The organism is Streptomyces longisporoflavus (genome assembly GCF_014649775.1).
GTDB lineage: Bacteria > Actinomycetota > Actinomycetes > Streptomycetales > Streptomycetaceae > Streptomyces > Streptomyces longisporoflavus.
Window position 1 is genome coordinate 347,518 of record NZ_BMTR01000007.1, and the last position, 16,005, is coordinate 363,522.

The following is a 16,005-nucleotide window of genomic DNA, read 5'->3' on the forward strand; positions in this document are numbered from 1 at the left end:
TGGTGGGGTTGTGGGGCTCGGGGGGCAATCCCCCGGGCCGAAGACTCGGGATTCGGCACCCGGCAGGCTGCACCCGGCACCCGGCAGGCGTCTGGCCCCCGCCCGAGGCCCTTCGGCCAGGGAACCCCCAGCCGCCGGGTCGCGCACCCCCCGATCCGGTCATACGCTCCCAAATGTGACGCCGCCCCCGCACCCGGCCGTGCGGGCGACAGCGGCAGCCACCGCACTGCTCACGTGGTGCCTGCTGCTCCTGTCCGCCCCCGCGGCACTCGCCGCCCCGGCCGACGATCCGGTCACGCTCTCCCGTGACGGTCAGATCACCGACAGACCGGGAGCACTCGGCGACCGCGAGGGCGCCACGGAGCGCGCGCTCGACCAGCTCTACGAGGACGGCGGTCTACAGCTCTTCGTCGTCTACGTACGTGACTTCTCCGGCCGCTCCGCCCGCGAGTGGGCGGACGCCACCGCCGAGCGCAACGGACTCGGTCAGGACGACGCGCTGCTCGCCGTCGCCACGCACGACCGCCAGTACGCCTACTCCGTGGACGCCGACTCCCGCCTCACCGAGACCCAGCTCCAGGAGGTCGCGACCACCGCCATCAAGCCCGCCCTGCGGCAGAACGACTGGGCGGGAGCGGCCATCGGCGCGGCGAACGGTTACCGCGCGGTCCTCTCCGGCCGCCCCGTCCCCACACCGACGCCCACTCCGGGTGACCCCGACCCGGGAGGCGGCAGCGACGACGACGCGGTCACCGGCGACTTGGTCCTGCCCATCGTGGTGGTCGGCGGCGCGGGCGCGCTCGCCGCGATCGCGTACAGCCGCCGCAAAAGGCGCACCACCACGCGTACGACACCCGGCGGCGGAGTCGGCGGAGGCGGCGGAAGCGGGGGCTGGGGCAAGGGGGCCGCGGGCGCGCAGCCGACGGCGCTGCCCGAGCTCGACAAGCAGAGCAGGCGGCTCCTCGTGGAGACCGACGACGCCGTGCGCACCAGCGCGGAGGAACTCGGCTTCGCCACAGCCCAGTTCGGCGACGATGCGGCGCGGCCGTTCACGGACGCCCTCGCGTACGCACGCTCCGAGCTGGCCAAGGCCTTCAAGCTGCGCCAGCAGCTCGACGACGCCTTTCCGGAGGACGACGCGACCAGGCGCGCCATGCTGGAGGAGATCGTCGCGCGGTGCACCGACGCGGGCAGGCGGCTTGACGCGGAGGCCGCGGGCTTCGACCAGTTGCGCGCCCTCGAACGCGACGCGGCACAGGCCCTGGAGCATGCCGAAGCGGCATTCCGGCAGGTCACCGGGCGTACGAGCGCCGCGGAGAGCACCCTCGGCACGATCCGCGAGCGGTACGCGCCGTCCGCGTCCGCACACCTCGTGGGCCATGTGCAGCAGGCGAAGGACCGGCTCGCCTTCGCCACGGCGCATCTCGCCGAAGCGCGGAAGGCCGTCGACGCGGGCGACAACGGCAAGGCAGCCGTCCATCTGCGGGCCGCCGAGGGCGCCGTGGACCAGGCGGGCACCTTCGTGGACTCCGTGGACCGCCTCGCAGGGGAGCTTGCCCTTGCCGCGGAGAAGCTCCCCGCCGCTCTCACCGAGACGGAGACCGACCTCGCCGAGGCACGCGGACTCCTGAAGGGCACCACGGCGGGGGCCCCGACGGCCGACCTGCACGGCCGTATCGCTCGCGCGCAGGCGGTGGTCGACGAGGTCCGCAAGACGATGGCGGCGGGCCCGCACGACCCGATCGACGCCCTGCGCCGGGTCGAGGAGGCCGACACGGTCCTGGACGAGTCTCTGACGGGGGCCCGCGAGGGCGAGGCGAGCCGCCGGCGTGCCGCCTCCCTCCTCGGCCAGGCCCTGCTCACCGCGCGCAGCGCCGTGGGAGCGGCGGCGGACTTCGTCGGCACGCACCGGGGCGGGGTGGGCAGCGAGGCCAGGACCCGCCTCGCCGAGGCCCAGCGGCACCTCTCGGGCGCGGAGGCCGCCGGCGACACCGATCCCGCGGCGGCGCTCGCGGAGGCACAACAGGCGGACCTTCTGGCCCGGCAGGCGCAACAGCTGGCCGAACGTGACGTACGCGGCTACGGCAACCCCTACGCGGGCGGCGGGCGCGGCGGCGGCATGGGCGGCGCGGTACTGGGCGGCATCATCCTCGGCGAGCTCATCGGAGGCATGGGCCGTGGCGCGGGCGGCCGAGGCGGTGGATTCGGCGGGGGCGGCCCCGGAAGCTTCGGGGGCGGCGGAACCCGGGGACGGATGGGCGGAGGCGGAAGGTTCTGAACCACCCGCGATGCCCCCGCCCCCGCCCCTACTGCCCCTCCGTACGTGTCCCGCCCTCTCCTCGTCCCCGTACTCCCACCAACCCGCAGAGAAGGAGCCCGGCATGGCTAAGCAGACGATCCTCGGACGCGTGGCCCAGCTCGCCAAGGCCAACATCAACTCCCTCCTCGATCAGGCCGAGGACCCGCAGAAGATGCTCGACCAGCTGATCCGCGACTACACGAACAACATCCAGGAGGCCCAGGAGGCGGTCGCGACCACCATCGGCAATCTGCGGATGCTGGAGCTGGACCACAAGGAGGACCAGGACGCCGCCGCCGGGTGGGGCGCCAAGGCGGTCGCCGCCAGCAAGAAGGCGGACGAGCTGCGGTCCGCGGGGAGCGCCTCGGAAGCCGACAGGTTCGACGGCCTCGCCAAGATCGCACTGCAGCGCCAGCTCCAGTCCGAGCGGGAGGCGAAGGACGCCGAGCCCACGATCGCCTCGCAGACGGAGGTCGTCGACAAGCTGAAGTCGGGGCTCGACCAGATGAAGATCAAGCTGACCCAGCTCACGTCGAAGCGGGATCAGCTGCTCGCCCGCGCCAAGACAGCGCAGGCGCAGAACCAGATGATGGACGCCGTCCGGAACATCGATGTCCTCGACCCGACCAGCGAGTTGCACCGTTTCGAGGACAAGGTGCGCCGCGAGGAGGCCAGGGCACTGGGCAAGCAGGAACTCGCCGCGTCCTCCCTGGACGCGCAGTTCGAGCAGTTGGACGCCATGGGCGACGAGGCCGAGGTCGCCGCCCGCCTCGCCGCCCTGAAGGCCACCACGTAGCGGCCCGCCACGCGACAGGACCGGCCGGAGCAGCCTTCCCGAGCAATCCGTCAGTACAGCCCTCCAGAGCAACCCTCCGGAGCAACCCTCCCCAGCAACAGCCCTCCCGAGCAGCGCTCAGACGCACCCCTCAGAAAAGGCTGAGCAGCGCCTCCGCCGCGTCCATCGGCTCCACCCCGCTGTCCGGCAGCGGCATCTCGAACCACACCGTCTTCCCGCGCGGCGTCCTGCGCGAGCCCCACGCGGCGCTCAGCAGACCGACGAGCTGGAGCCCGCGCCCACCTTCGTCCGTGTCGCGCGCCCGGCGGCGGCGCGGCTGGACGAGGCCCGCGTCCCACACCTCGCACACCAGGGTCCGGTCGAGCAGGAGCCGCAGCCGGATCTCGCCCTCGCCGTACCGCAAGGCGTTGGTGACCAGCTCGCTGACCAGCAGTTCGGTCGTGTCGCAGAGGGGTTCCAGGTCCCAGGTGCGCAGCTGCTCGCAGGCCAGCTCGCGTGCCCGGCCCACCGACTTCGGATCGCGCTCCAGCGTCCAGTCGCCGACGGCCTCGGCGGGCAGGCCCTGGATGCGCGCCATGAGCAGCGCGATGTCGTCCTCGCCATGGTGGGTGTCGAGGGTGTTCAGGACGTGATCGCAGACGTCCTCCAGGGCGGGCGCGGGGTCGTCGAGGGCTCGTACGAAGGCGTTCAGGCCCTCGTCGAGCGGATGGTCGCGGGATTCGACGAGCCCGTCGGTGTAGAGCGCGAGCAGGCCGCCGTCGGGCAGCTCGACCTCCACCTCCTCGAAGGGCTCGCCGCCCACTCCCAGGGGCATGCCGGGCGGTACGTCGAGCATGAGCGGGCTCTCGCCGGGCTCGACGAGTACGGGCGGCAGGTGGCCGGCGTTGGCGAACGTGCATCGGCGCGTGACGGCGTCGTAGACGGCGTAGACGCAGGTGGCGAGGTAGACCTCGGAGAGGTCCGTCTCGCTCGCGGACCGCGTCTGGCGGGCCGCTCTGGTGGCCTGCTGGGTGCCCGAGGGGTCGCCGAGGCCGCGGGCGATCTCGTCGAGCGCGGAGAGGACCTCGGCGGGTTCCAGGTCCAGGAGCGCCAAGGTGCGTACGGCGGTGCGCAGTTCGCCCATGGCGACGGCGGCGCGCAGGCCGCGCCCCATGACGTCGCCGACGACGAGGGCGGTGCGATGGCCCGGCAGCTCGATGACGTCGAACCAGTCGCCGCCGACCTCGGTGGCCGCGTTGCCGGGGAGGTAGCGGCAGGCGATGTCGAGGCCGGAGGCCTCGGGGTCGTCGGGCGGCAGCAGGGAGCGTTGCAGTATCAGCGCGCGTTCGTGTTCGCGGCGGTAGAGGCGCGCGTTGTCGATACAGACCGCGGCGCGCGCGGCGAGTTCGACGGCGAGGGCGCGGTCACGCTCTCCGAAGGGCTCGCTCCCCTTCGTACGGGAGAACTGGGCGAGGCCGACGACCGTGTCGTGGGCGACCATCGGCACGGCGAGCGTCGACTGGACGAGCCCGCCGGTGAGCCTGCTCGCGGACCCGTCGTCGGCGGCGGAGACGATCCGGGGGCGCGCGGCGCGCAGGGCGTCGGCGCAGGGCGAGGTGAAGGGGAAGCGGTGCACGGCGCCGACGTCTATGGGCTGGCCGCCGTCCGGGAAGGGCGCGTCCGCGACCGCGCTGGCGAAGGCCACGCGGCGCAGTTCGGCGCTTCCGTCGGCGAGACCCGGAGGGGTTTCGTCGCCGTCGAGCAGCCCTTGGTAGAGGTCGACGGAGGCGAGATCGCAGAAGCCGGGTACGGCGACGTCGAGCAGCTCGCGCGCGGTCGTCTCCAGGTCGAGGGAGTTGCCTATACGGGCGCCGGCCTCATTGAGCAGGGCGAGGTTGCGGCGGGCGTGGGCGGCCTCGCGGGCGGCGGCGTGCCGCTGGGTGACGTCGGTGCCGAGGCCCGCGATGCCGATGGGGCGGCCCGAACCGCTGTGTACGCGGTAGAGGTTGATGGACCAGTGGCGGCGGTCCTTGCTGCCGGGGGCGGGGCCCACGATCTGCATGTCCGTGACGGAGTCGCCGGTCTCCAGGACGCGCTTGAGGGCGGCCGCCATACGGTCGGCCTCGTGCCGCGGCAGGTAGTCGTGGACGGTGCGGCCGCGGTGCTCGTCGACGCCGCCCCCGAAGACGGCGGCGAAGCGGCGGTTGGCCCGCTGCACCTTCAGATCCGTCCCGAACAACAGGAATCCGAAGGGAGATTGGCCGAAAATAGCCTGCGACGCTGCGAGGTCGGTCTCGATCTGCCGGAGCGCCCGCACGTCGACAACGATGCAGACGGCGGACCGTTCGCCTTCCTCCGTCTCGGTCGGCATCACATAGACCTCCGCGATGCCTTCAGAGCCCTTGAAGGACCCCGCCGGGGCCGCGTCCCCCTCGTCCCCCTCGTCCTGCGCCGGCCCCGCCGCGGCCCCGTCGGGCCGCCCCGGCGCCCGGAACGGGACGGACCCGGTCCACTCCCTGCCGTCCAGGATCTCCGCCATCTTGCGGTGCCCGCTGCTGCGCAGCTCGGGCGGGACGAAGGCCTCGATCGGGTCCCTGCCCACGGCGTCGCGCGCGGGCACTCCGAACAGCCGCTCGGCCCGCAGGCTCCACTGGTCGATGAGACCGTCGGGGCCGATCGAGAACGAGGCCACTCTGATGTAGTCATAGATCGAACCGGGTGGACTGCTCTGCCACATCACGTCATCCGCAGCTTCGCCCCTAGCGTCACCCGACGGCCCGTCCTGCTCCGTCGCCTTCGCTGGTATCTCGCTCACGCGAACCGTCCCCTCCAGCTCACCACGTCCGGCACCGGTCACCGGATGCAGCTGCCCGCAGTATCCAGCACTACGGAGCCACGCCACACGGCGTTCACGATCACAGCACGGACTCAACCCTTTTTGGCCCGTGACTGTCTTGTGTCCGTCCTACGCTGCCAGTCTTCTAACCCGGCAGCACCAGCTCGAACCACACCGTCTTCCCCGTCTTCCCCGCACTGCCCTGTCGTGTCCCCCAGCGCCGCGACGCACGGGCGACCAGCTGGATGCCCCTGCCCCCCTCGTCATCAGGGGCGGCATCGCGCTCCAGGGGCGGTTCGGGAAGCGGATCGGAGACCTCCACGAGAAGGGTGCCGGGGGTACCGAAGGACTCGGCAGGGCGTACGAGTCGTACACCGATAGGGCCCGAGGCGTGCCGCAGGGAGTTGGTCACCAGCTCGCTCACGAGGAGGACGGTGATGTCACCGAGGGCTCCGAGGCCCCAGGCGCCGAGCTGCTTGCGGACGACGGCACGGGCCATGCGCACGGCGCCCGGCTCAGCGGGAAAATCCCACTCGGCACAGTCGCCTTCGGTGTCGATCACGCCGATCACATCCAGACCAGCAGCAGCGGACCCTTGTCCGGTTTCACGGGGTTAATGGGCACATACCCGATATCCCGGCGGAATTACCGCTTACCAGGGCGCACTGTGGCACGGACGGCGTAGGTGAGGCTCAAGCGCCGGGAGACATGACCTCGCACGCTCCCCCACACGGGGCTATCGGCACTCCGTCGCGGCGGCCACCGCGGGGACGTCCGCGTCGAGCCACTCCACCGACCAGATTTCGTCCGGCGAGAGCCAGCGCAGTTCGTCGTGGTCTTCCAGGGGCTCGGGGGCTCCGGAGCGGAGCTTCGCCGTCCACACCCACATGACGTACCCCGGCTTGAGCGGCCACTGTCCCGGCACTCTCGCGACCGGCTCGGCGTCGACGCCCAGTTCTTCGCGCAGCTCCCGCACCAGGGCTTCCTCGGGGCGCTCGCCGGGCTCGACCTTTCCGCCGGGCAGTTCCCAGCGGCCCGCGAGCTCGGGGGGTGCGCTGCGCCGCGCGGCCAGCAGGCGCCCGTCGTCGTACAGGGCGGCGCCCACCACGATCCGTTCCGTCATGCGCCGGAGCCTATGCGGTCAGCGCGCGCCGCTGTTCTCGCTCAGCTTCTCGACCCAGTAGAGGCGCTTGTGCCCGTTCTCGTCGAGGCTGTTCGCGATCTTCTCGGCCTCGGCCTTCGTGGCGTACCTGCCCACCCGGTAGCGGCTGCCGTTGTCGTCCTGACGTATCACGAGCCAGGGAAGTATGACCGTCCCGTCATTCATCGCACCCCTCCGCTCGCGCTCCCGGCGCGCGCCACGCCTCGATCGGTAAGGAAACCGCAATCCGCATATGCCCGAGCCTACGCCCGACCTTTACGGAGCGGATACGGCTTTGCACAAAGAGGTACGCAATTGGCCAAGGTTGAGGGGGCGCACTCCGACGAGTACGCCCCCTGTTGACACCGCGCCCGCGTCAGTCCGCTCGTGCACTCGCCACGGGTTGCACGGTCGGCACGGTCGGCACCGGCATGAGCACCGGCACGGACGACGGCGACGTACGGCAGACGTCCCCGCACTCCGCGTCCAGCGAGCAGCACAGGGAGCAGATCGGGCCCGACTGGACCGGGCAGTCCGCGATGTCCGGGAGTTCGTACGCCGTCTCGCAGACGCCGCACGCGTGCGTGGCCGTCACGTCGGGGACATCGACGCCAGGTCCGTTCACCGGGTTCGGGCGCGCCAGGTAGTACTTGCCCTTCGTCGCCCATGCGATCAGCGGGCCCAGGACGACGGCGAGACCGGCCGCGATGAACGTCGAGAAGGCTTCCGCGTACTGCCCGAAGAGGCCGAAGAAGGCCAGGATCGACACCACGGACGCGATCACCATCGAGCCGAAGCCCGCCGGGTTCACCGCGTACAGGTAGGCCCTCTTGAACTCGATGTACGGGGGGCTCCAGCCCATCCTCTTGTTGATGACCAGGTCGGCGGCGACGGCCACGATCCACGCGATGCCGACGTTCGAGTAGAAGCCGAGCAGCTTGTTGAGGGCCGCGAACATGTTCATCTCCATCAGCGTCAGCGCGATGGCGAGGTTGAGGAAGATGTACCAGACCCGGCCCGGATGCCTGTGTGTGACGCGGGAGAAGAAGTTCGACCAGGACAGCGAGCCGCTGTAGGCGTTGGTGACGTTGATCTTGATTTGGGAGACGATCACGAAGAGGGCCGCAGCGGGCAGCGCGAAGGAGCCGAGCCAGGGCTTGAGCGCCTCGATCTGCGGGGCGATCGGCTCCAGGGCGTGCGTCTTGCCGACGGCCTCCAGGGCCACGAACGCCAGGAGCGCGCCGCCCAGTTGCTTGGCCGCGCCGATGATGACCCAGCCGGGTCCCGCCGCGAGCACGGCCAGGTTCCAGCGCCGCTTGTTCTGCTCCGTCCTGGCCGGCATGAAGCGCAGGTAGTCCGCCTGCTCGCCGATCTGGGCGATGAGCGAGAGCGCGACCCCCGTGCCGAGCCCGAAGGCGAGCCAGGAGAAGCCGCTCCCGGCGCCCTCGGTGCCCCCGAAGGAAGTGAAGGCCCCCCAGGCGTCCGGCGCCTCGAAGGCGAGCACCACGAAGGGCAGCACCATGCCGACGAGCCAGATCGGCTGCGTCCAGGCCTGCACCTTGGCCAGGGCGCCCATGCCCCGGAAGACGATCGGGATCACGATGAGCGTCGTGACGAGGTAGCCGATCTCCACCGGGAGCCCGACGGCCTGGTGCATGGCCTGGGCCATGATCGACCCTTCGAGCGCGAAGAAGATGAACGTGAACGAGGCGTAGATCAGCGACGTCAGCGTCGAGCCGAAGTAACCGAAGCCCGCGCCCCGCGTCACCAGGTCCATGTCAAGGCCGTACTTGGCGCAGGCCCGCGCGATCGGGATGCCGGTGACGAAGATGATCGTCGCGGCGCACAGGATCGAGGCGAGCCCGCTGGTGAAGCCGTAGGTGAAGACGATGGACGCGCCGATCGCGAAGTCCGCGAGGTAGGCGATGCCGCCGAGCGCGGTCGACGCCACCATCGTCGGCGACCAGCGCCGGAAGGAGTGCGGCGCGTACCGCAGCGAATAGTCCTCGCGGCTCTCGTCGGCCGCCATCTTCGCGTAGCTGCGCTTGGGCGGCGGGCCTGCGTCGGCGCTGGTGTCGCGGGTGGCCGTATCCGTCATGTGGGTTCCTGTCGTCCGACCGGATTGCGGGTACGGGCGACGAAGTTAGGACCCGGACATGACAAGTTGCCGCAGGGCGTGATTGCTCCGGCGTTACGGAAGCGGGGCCGGCGTTAACTCGCGATCACGGCGGGCGGACGGGCCCGTCCGGAATCCGGGCGCACGCAGCGACATCCGGTCACTTCACCGGCAGGTGGTATGCGATGCGGTACCGGTCGGCGGGCACCACGATGTCGGCCGTCTCGACCGGCTTGCCCGACGCGTAGTACGTCCGCTGTACGACGATCACCACATGCCCGGGGACGCCGCCGAGCGACATGAGCTCCTCCGCGAGCCCCGGGCGCGCGCCGACCTCCTCCGCGACGTTGTCCACGACCACGTCGATGGCCGCCATGCGCTCGACCACTCCGCAGCCGCCGAGCGGCCCCTCCTCGGGGAGCATCACCGGGGTCCGTCCGGTGACGGCGAGGGGCTCCCAGGACGTGGAGAGCATCATCGCCTCGCCCGCGTCGCGGTAGACGTACTTCGTGCACATCACGCGGTCGCCGGTGCGGATGCCGAGACGCTCCGCGATCACGCTGTTCGCCTCCGCCTGTTCGCTGCGGGACTCCCAGGTGCCGCGCGCGCCGTCCTCCGCCTGCTCCTGGCGGAAGGGCGTCGAGCCGCCGGAGGCCCGATAGCCCGTGCGCGCCACGCGGCGGGGCACCGGTCGCTCGCGCACATAGGTGCCGGAGCCGGAACGCCCTTCGACCAGGCCTTCTGCCATCAGGACTTTGCGCGCCTCCAGGGCGACCGTGTCCGAAACCCCGTACTCTTCACGGATCCTGGCCTGTGAGGGGAGTCGGGTGTGCGGGGGCAGCGAACCGTCGACGATCTTCTTGCGGAGATCACCCGCGACGCGCAGATACGCCGGCTGCTCACCGAAAGTCACTGGCCACTCCCATCAGGTTGACAGACAGCAACAGCCTGGCAACCGTCGGTTGTTGACCGCAACCCAAGGCCAAGGAATCACCCGAAGTGATGATTTCTGGGTACGCAGGGCTTTACGCAGGAGCTTTCCGCGGCTATGGCGATCACATTCGCCGCACGGCCCGAACGCCGATGATCAGATACTCGTACCACGGATGTCGAGGAATCGGGAGATGGCCGCTCGCGCGATCTGGCTCCCCCATCCACCCCAGTTCACGTCGAAACAGTGGTCGGCCCAGGGCAGTTCGACGTACGTCGCGGGTGCCCCCGCCGCGTCGAGCCGCCGCGCCAGCTCCCGCGCCTGCGCCACCGGCACCGCCCGGTCCGCGCTGCCGTGCAGCAGGAGCGTGGGCGGAACGTCGGTCCGTACGAGCTTCGCGGGCGATCCGAGCAGGTAGCGGGCGGGCACGGCCTTCGCCGAACCTCCCATCAGCCGGGGGATCATGGGGTCGCCGCGCAGCGCCGTCCCCGCGATGAGGCGCCCCATGTCGGTCGGTCCGTAGAGGGAGATCACCCCGGCGACCGAGCTGTCACGCACCGCACAGGACGCCGGGACCCGGTCATCACCCTCCGTATAGGCGGCGGAGAGCGCGAGATTGCCGCCCGCCGAACTACCGGCGAGGACCAGGCGGTCGGGGTCGATGCCGTACGCGCGCGCGTGCCGCCGCACCCAGCCCACGGCGCACTTCACGTCGCCGATCTGGTCGAGCTGGGTCACGCGGGGCGCGAGGCGGTAGTCGATGTCGAAGACCGACCAGCCGCGCGCGTTGAACCAGCGGTTCCAGGCGGGGCTCTGGCTCCGGTGCCCCTTGTTCCAGCCGCCGCCGTGCACCCACACCACGGCCGGGTGCCGCACGCCCTCCCGCTTCGGCAGGGTCCAGAGGTCCAGCTTGCCGCGCCGCTCGCCGATGCGGGCGTAGCGGCGCGTGCGCTCGCCGTCGGGGGCCTTGGCGTAGTTGACGCCGTCGAAATAGGCGGTGGGGGCGAGGGATTGCCCGTGGGCCTCGGCGGTGCGGTACGCGACGGCGTACGGCATGACGCCGTACACGAGTGCGACGAACGCCGTAAGGACGGCGAGCCCGCCGCACCAGGGGTGCCGCCGCCCCGCCAGCGCGCCCGCCACCAGGCCGATGACCGCGGACGGCACGAGCACGAGCCCCCAGGAGGTGACCGCCGCGGCGACGAGCACCAGGAGCGGGATGCGGGGCAGCGGAGAGGCGACGAGCACGACGAGGGAGGCGTTCAGGAGAGCGACGACCACGAGAAGCCCGCGGGAGAGGTGCGCGAGGCACGAAACACCGGGCCGTTTCCCGCCGTTGCGGCTGCCCCTTCGGGGAGGGTCCGACGGCACGGGTCCCGGTGTGCGCTGGGCCGCGACGGTCGGCGTCATGACAGTCGTCACGCCGAAGAACTATCACAGAAGCGGACAAAAGGCCCTTAAGGTGACCCGCTGAGTGGTGGGGTATGCCCGCGAGTACGGTGCTCCTGATTCGAACGGGTCGGTCGATGCGGGGGAGTACGCATCGCGCGCGGCGCACGAGCGGGGGGACACATGGGCATATCCGCCGTCACGGTGAGAGCCGTCAACGGACTGACCGCGCACTGGGCCGACACGGCGCCCCCGCACAGCAGCACCGTCTTCTCCGCTGCGGGTGTGTGGCCCCTGCTGGCCTTCCTGGCGGCCGGAGCGCACGGCAAGGCCCGGTCCGAGCTGGCCGAGGCGATCGGCCTCCCCGCGGACCACGCGGGGGGCGCGGCGCGGCACATGCTGGAATCGGTCGGCGCGATGCGTGGCGTGGACGCGGCCATCGGCATATGGACCAAGCGCACGCTGGAGCTGCGGGAGCAGTGGCGGACAGGCCTACCCCCGGGGGCACTCGGCGTATTCACCGGAGATCCCGCGGTGGACACGGCGGCACTGGACGCGTGGGCGTCGAAGCGCACCGACGGTCAGATCGACCGCATGCCGCTCCACCCCGCCAAGGACACGGAGTTCGTCCTGGCGAGCGCGCTTGCCCTGCGTACGGAGTGGTTCCAGCCCTTCGCCGAGGGTGCCTTGTCGCCCGAGGGCGGCCCGTGGGCGGACCGCACGCTCGCGGCCCTCTATCGCACCACGTCACTCCTCGACCGCGTCGGCGTCGCCGAGACCCCGGCCGGTTCCGTCACGGAGCTGAAGGTCATCGGCGACACCGGAGTCGACGTCCATCTCCTCCTCGGTGAGGCGTCGATGAGCCCCGGCCAGGTCCTCGGCGCGGGCGTCGACATCCTCGCGCGTACGCGTGCGGTGATCCCGGGCCCTCGACTGCCGTACGGCGATGTCGGCCCCGGACTGAGCGTGCGCAAGGTGCGCAGCACGCGCCCCGTGCCTCCGGCACTGGACGTCACCACCGTGGCGTTCACGCTGTCGGCGCGGCACGACCTGCTGGCCCACCGCCCGCTGTTCGGACTGGCCACGGCCACGACCGACCGGGCTGACGGCCACTTCTCCGGCATCAGCCCGCTCCCCCTGGCGGTCAAGAAGGGGGCGCAGGCGGCCACCGCCACCTTCGGACCCCTCGGTTTCCGGGCCGCGGCGGTCACGGCATTCGATGCGTACGCCACGGGCATCCCGCACGAGCGCTACCTCACCACCGAGATCGGCGCCGTCTTCGACCGCCCCTTCGGATTCCTCGCCGTCCACCGCACCTCACGCCTCGTCCTCGCGGCGGGCTGGGTCACCGACCCGGAGCCTTTCCGCGAGGACGAGGAAGAGGAGGAACAGTAAGGGTCACTCAGAACTGCAGTCCCCAGGAGTCGATCTTCCCGACGTCCTGCGCCGCGTTGTCGCTCACCCGCAGATTCCACGTTCCGTTGGCCGTCTCGGACGACGCGTTCACCGTGTACGTGGTGTTGATGTCGTCCGAACTGCCGCCGGTGCCATAGCCCTTCAGCGTGTACGCGGTGCCGTCGGGCGCGATCAGCTGCACCCGGAGGTCACCCACGTACGTGTGCTTGACGGCGACCGGCACGCTCAGCGCGGCGGGGGCGGAGCCGGGGACTCCGCTGACGGTGATCGGCGAGTCGACCGTGGCGTTGTCGCTGATCGCGTAGTCGGTCGTGTTCTCGAACTTGCTGCCCGGCGGATTCGTCGAGCCGGTGCCCACGTTCAGGAGCCGGTTGGGCGAGCCCGTTCCGGGGCTGGTGACGACGCCCGTGGAGGCCGCGCCGACCAGGGCCGCGGACACCTGCGCCGGGGTCGCCGAGCGGTTGTCGGCGAGGTAGAGGGCCGCGGCGCCCGCGGTGTGCGGGGACGCCATCGACGTACCGGAGATGGTGTTCGTCGCGGTGTCGCCGCTGTTCCAGGCCGAGGTGATGGACGAACCCGGCGCGAACAGGTCGAGGACGCTGCCGAAGTTGGAGTAGCTCGCCTTGGCGTCGGTGCTCGTGGTGGCACCGACCGTGATGGCCTCGGTCACGCGCGCGGGAGAGCGCGTGGAGGCGTTGACGGATTCGTTGCCTGCCGCGACCGCGAAGGTGATGCCGGAGGCGACGGCGTTGCGTACGGCCGTGTCCAGGGCGCTGTCGGCGCCGCCGCCGAGCGACATGTTCGCGACGGCGGGCTTGACCGCGTTCTGGGTGACCCAGTCGATGCCGGCGACGACCTGCGCGGTGGTGCCGGAGCCCTGGTTGTTCAGGACGCGCACGCCGACGATCTTCGCCTTCTTGGCGACGCCGTGCAGGGTTCCGCCGACGGTGCCCGCGACGTGCGTGCCGTGGCCGTGGCCGTCCTGCGCGGTGTTGTCGTTGTCGATGGCGTCGTAGCCGTAGGAGGCGCGTCCGCCGAAGTCGCTGTGGGTGATGCGGACGCCGGTGTCGATGACGTAGGCCGTGACGCCCTCGCCGGCGGAGTCCGGGTAGGTGTAGGAGTTGTTCAGCGGGAGCGTCTTCTGGTCGATGCGGTCGAGGCCCCAGGACGGCGGATTCGGCTGGGTGGCGTCGATCGTGAACGTCCGGTTCTGTACGACGGACTCGACCGCCGGGTCGGCGGCGAACTTCCTGGCCTCGGCCGCGGAGAGCTCGACCGCGTAGCCGTTGAGGGCCTTCTTGTACGTGCGCTTGATCTCGGCGCCGTACTCCTCGGCGAGGGCCTTGCCCGCCTTGGAGCCCGCCTTCGCCTCGTCCTCGTCGAGGCTGACTATGTAGCTGCCCGGTATCGCGCCGGGGACTCCGGCGTTCTCCACCGTGCCTTGTGCCTGTCGCGGCTGCGCGGTCGCGGGGAGCGCGGACACGGCGCCGAGCGCCAGGGCCGCGACCACTGTCGCGCTGATCCCGGCCATTCTTCGGCGGGCATGACGCATCACTGCCATCTGAGGGGTCCTCCTCAATAGATGGTGCGTTGGTGGGGGGTGGTGCTGGAAGTGCTGGGAGTGCTGTGGGGTGCTGGGTGGTGCTCGCACGCTGTACCGGCGGCCACCGCACACATGCTGGTGGTGCCCGCGTACAGCGCCGGCGGAACCCGGGCAATTACCAGGTGCATGTCAAGCAACATGCCCTTTCTTGCCTCCGTCGCGACGAAAGATTGGCGGATCCATAGGAATCCCACAAGGGTCAGGACCGGACGCAACATGACCGCCACGCACCCGTCATGACACATCCGCCCCAACTGCCCCAACTAGCCTGCGGACATGACAGCCTTGCCGGATTGCTTCTGCCCCAGCGACGGTACCCGGGTCCCCGCGGGCACCCTCGCCTGGTGCTGCCCCGTCTGCCGCGGCCCGCTCGACCTGGACTTCTCCCCCAATCCCGCACCGCTGAAGTCCCTCGGCGGAAGGGTCAATTCCCTGTGGCGGTACGCGGAGTCCCTGCCACTGCCCGCCCCCGCGTTCTCGCTCGGCGAGGGCCGCACACCGCTCGTGCCGCTGGATGGCGCGATCTCGGCCAAGCTCGACTTCCTGATGCCGACGCTCTCCTTCAAGGACCGCGGCGCCGTCATGCTCGCCGCCCTCGCGCTGCGGCTCGCCCCGGAGCGGGTGATCGCGGACAGCAGCGGGAACGCGGGCACGGCGGTCGCCGCCTACTGCGCGCGGGCGGGACTCCCCTGCACGGTGTACGTCCCCGAGGGCACGTCACCGAAGAAGCTGGAGCAGATCGGCGCGCACGGAGCCCGGCTCGACGTCGTGCCCGGGGACCGCGAACGGACGGCGGCGGCGGCCCGGGCGGCGGCCGACGGACCCGGCGTCTTCTACGCCTCGCACGTCCACAATCCCTACTTCCTCCAGGGCACCAAGACGTACGTACACGAGCTCTGGGAGGACCTGGGCGGCCGACTGCCGGACGCGCTCGTCATCCCCGTGGGCAACGGCACCCTGCTGCTCGGCGCGGCCCTCGCGGTGCGGGAGCTGCACGCGGCGGGCCTGATCGCGAAGGCGCCCGCGCTGTACGCCGTGCAGGCCGGGGCGGTCGCCCCGCTCGCCGAAGCGTGGCGCACGGGCGCCGACGAGCCGCCGGGCACGACCCCGGTGTCAGCCACGCTCGCGGAGGGCATCGCCATCGCGCGCCCGCCTCGCGCCCGGCAGATCCTCCGTTCGGTCCGCGGTTCCGGCGGCGGCTTCCTGACGGTGACGGAGGACCAGATCCGGCACGCCCAGACGGACCTCGCGGGCCGCGGGTTGTACGTCGAGACGACCGCCGCCGCCTGCTGGGCGGCGGTACGGGACGGCGCCCTCGGCGACCGCACGGCCGTGGTGCCGCTCTGCGGGGCGGGCCTGAAGTCCGGCCTGGCCACGAACTGACGCTCGACACAAGCAAGTTGACGGTGCACCACCAAAGTTCAAGCTCCGCGCCCCGAATGGCCGGAGACCTGCCTCGGGCGGGTCTGTGGCCGTACGCTTGTCGGCACCATCGATAC

General features: G+C 71.2%; 12 protein-coding genes. 4 read left to right on the forward strand and 8 right to left on the reverse strand.

What is annotated here, in order from left to right:
• Nucleotides 1-175: 175 nt before the first annotated feature.
• Nucleotides 176-2,278 (forward strand): TPM domain-containing protein, encoded by a 2,103-nt coding sequence (locus IE226_RS17350; protein WP_373306973.1) that lies wholly within the window; start codon nt 176-178, stop codon nt 2,276-2,278.
• 103 nt (nt 2,279-2,381) lie between these two features.
• Nucleotides 2,382-3,095 (forward strand): PspA/IM30 family protein, encoded by a 714-nt coding sequence (locus IE226_RS17355; RefSeq protein WP_190082134.1) that lies wholly within the window; start codon nt 2,382-2,384, stop codon nt 3,093-3,095.
• Nucleotides 3,096-3,225: 130 nt separating this feature from the next.
• Here IE226_RS17355 and IE226_RS17360 read toward each other — a convergent pair whose 3' ends face one another.
• The 7 genes from IE226_RS17360 to IE226_RS17390 form a co-directional block, all read right to left on the reverse strand.
• The gene (locus IE226_RS17360; RefSeq protein ID WP_190082135.1) at nt 3,226-5,889 is read right to left on the reverse strand and encodes a SpoIIE family protein phosphatase; all 2,664 of its coding nucleotides are present in this window, start codon (nt 5,887-5,889) and stop codon (nt 3,226-3,228) included.
• A gap of 166 nt (nt 5,890-6,055) precedes the next feature.
• Nucleotides 6,056-6,481 carry an ATP-binding protein gene (locus IE226_RS17365; protein WP_190082136.1) on the reverse strand — a complete coding sequence of 142 codons (426 nt, stop codon included), beginning with the start codon at nt 6,479-6,481 and terminating at the stop codon, nt 6,056-6,058.
• Between the two features lie 165 nt (nt 6,482-6,646).
• The gene (locus IE226_RS17370; RefSeq protein ID WP_190082137.1) at nt 6,647-7,033 is read right to left on the reverse strand and encodes a (deoxy)nucleoside triphosphate pyrophosphohydrolase; all 387 of its coding nucleotides are present in this window, start codon (nt 7,031-7,033) and stop codon (nt 6,647-6,649) included.
• A gap of 18 nt (nt 7,034-7,051) precedes the next feature.
• Nucleotides 7,052-7,237: an SPOR domain-containing protein gene (locus IE226_RS17375; protein WP_190082138.1), complete on the reverse strand. Its 186-nt coding sequence runs from the start codon at nt 7,235-7,237 to the stop codon at nt 7,052-7,054.
• A gap of 190 nt (nt 7,238-7,427) precedes the next feature.
• Nucleotides 7,428-9,149, reverse strand: coding sequence for a purine-cytosine permease family protein (locus IE226_RS17380; RefSeq protein WP_190082139.1), 1,722 nt, complete (start codon nt 9,147-9,149; stop codon nt 7,428-7,430).
• Nucleotides 9,150-9,327: 178 nt separating this feature from the next.
• The gene (locus IE226_RS17385) at nt 9,328-10,080 is read right to left on the reverse strand and encodes a GntR family transcriptional regulator (RefSeq protein ID WP_190082140.1); all 753 of its coding nucleotides are present in this window, start codon (nt 10,078-10,080) and stop codon (nt 9,328-9,330) included.
• A 174-nt stretch (nt 10,081-10,254) separates the two neighbouring features.
• Nucleotides 10,255-11,520: an alpha/beta hydrolase gene (locus IE226_RS17390; RefSeq protein ID WP_190082141.1), complete on the reverse strand. Its 1,266-nt coding sequence runs from the start codon at nt 11,518-11,520 to the stop codon at nt 10,255-10,257.
• Nucleotides 11,521-11,670: 150 nt separating this feature from the next.
• Between IE226_RS17390 and IE226_RS17395 the strand changes: the two genes are divergently transcribed.
• On the forward strand, nt 11,671-12,882 hold the full coding sequence (locus tag IE226_RS17395) for a serpin family protein (protein ID WP_190082142.1): 1,212 nt from the start codon (nt 11,671-11,673) through the stop codon (nt 12,880-12,882).
• Nucleotides 12,883-12,889: 7 nt separating this feature from the next.
• Here IE226_RS17395 and IE226_RS17400 read toward each other — a convergent pair whose 3' ends face one another.
• Nucleotides 12,890-14,464 (reverse strand): S8 family peptidase, encoded by a 1,575-nt coding sequence (locus IE226_RS17400; protein WP_190082143.1) that lies wholly within the window; start codon nt 14,462-14,464, stop codon nt 12,890-12,892.
• 318 nt (nt 14,465-14,782) lie between these two features.
• Here IE226_RS17400 and IE226_RS17405 point away from each other — a divergent pair, with 318 nt between their 5' ends.
• On the forward strand, nt 14,783-15,889 hold the full coding sequence (locus IE226_RS17405) for a threonine synthase (protein WP_190082144.1): 1,107 nt from the start codon (nt 14,783-14,785) through the stop codon (nt 15,887-15,889).
• Nucleotides 15,890-16,005 lie beyond the last annotated feature (116 nt).

What these genes read in the sequence shown, in the direction of transcription:
- IE226_RS17355 (WP_190082134.1), top strand. Translation starts at nt 2,382, where the DNA reads ATGGCTAAGCAGACGATCCTCGGACGCGTGGCCCAGCTCGCCAAGGCC.
- IE226_RS17370 (WP_190082137.1), bottom strand. Translation starts at nt 7,033, where the DNA reads ATGACGGAACGGATCGTGGTGGGCGCCGCCCTGTACGACGACGGGCGC.
- IE226_RS17375 (WP_190082138.1), bottom strand. Translation starts at nt 7,237, where the DNA reads ATGAATGACGGGACGGTCATACTTCCCTGGCTCGTGATACGTCAGGAC.
- IE226_RS17380 (WP_190082139.1), bottom strand. Translation starts at nt 9,149, where the DNA reads ATGACGGATACGGCCACCCGCGACACCAGCGCCGACGCAGGCCCGCCG.
- IE226_RS17395 (WP_190082142.1), top strand. Translation starts at nt 11,671, where the DNA reads ATGGGCATATCCGCCGTCACGGTGAGAGCCGTCAACGGACTGACCGCG.
- IE226_RS17400 (WP_190082143.1), bottom strand. Translation starts at nt 14,464, where the DNA reads ATGGCAGTGATGCGTCATGCCCGCCGAAGAATGGCCGGGATCAGCGCG.
- IE226_RS17405 (WP_190082144.1), top strand. Translation starts at nt 14,783, where the DNA reads ATGACAGCCTTGCCGGATTGCTTCTGCCCCAGCGACGGTACCCGGGTC.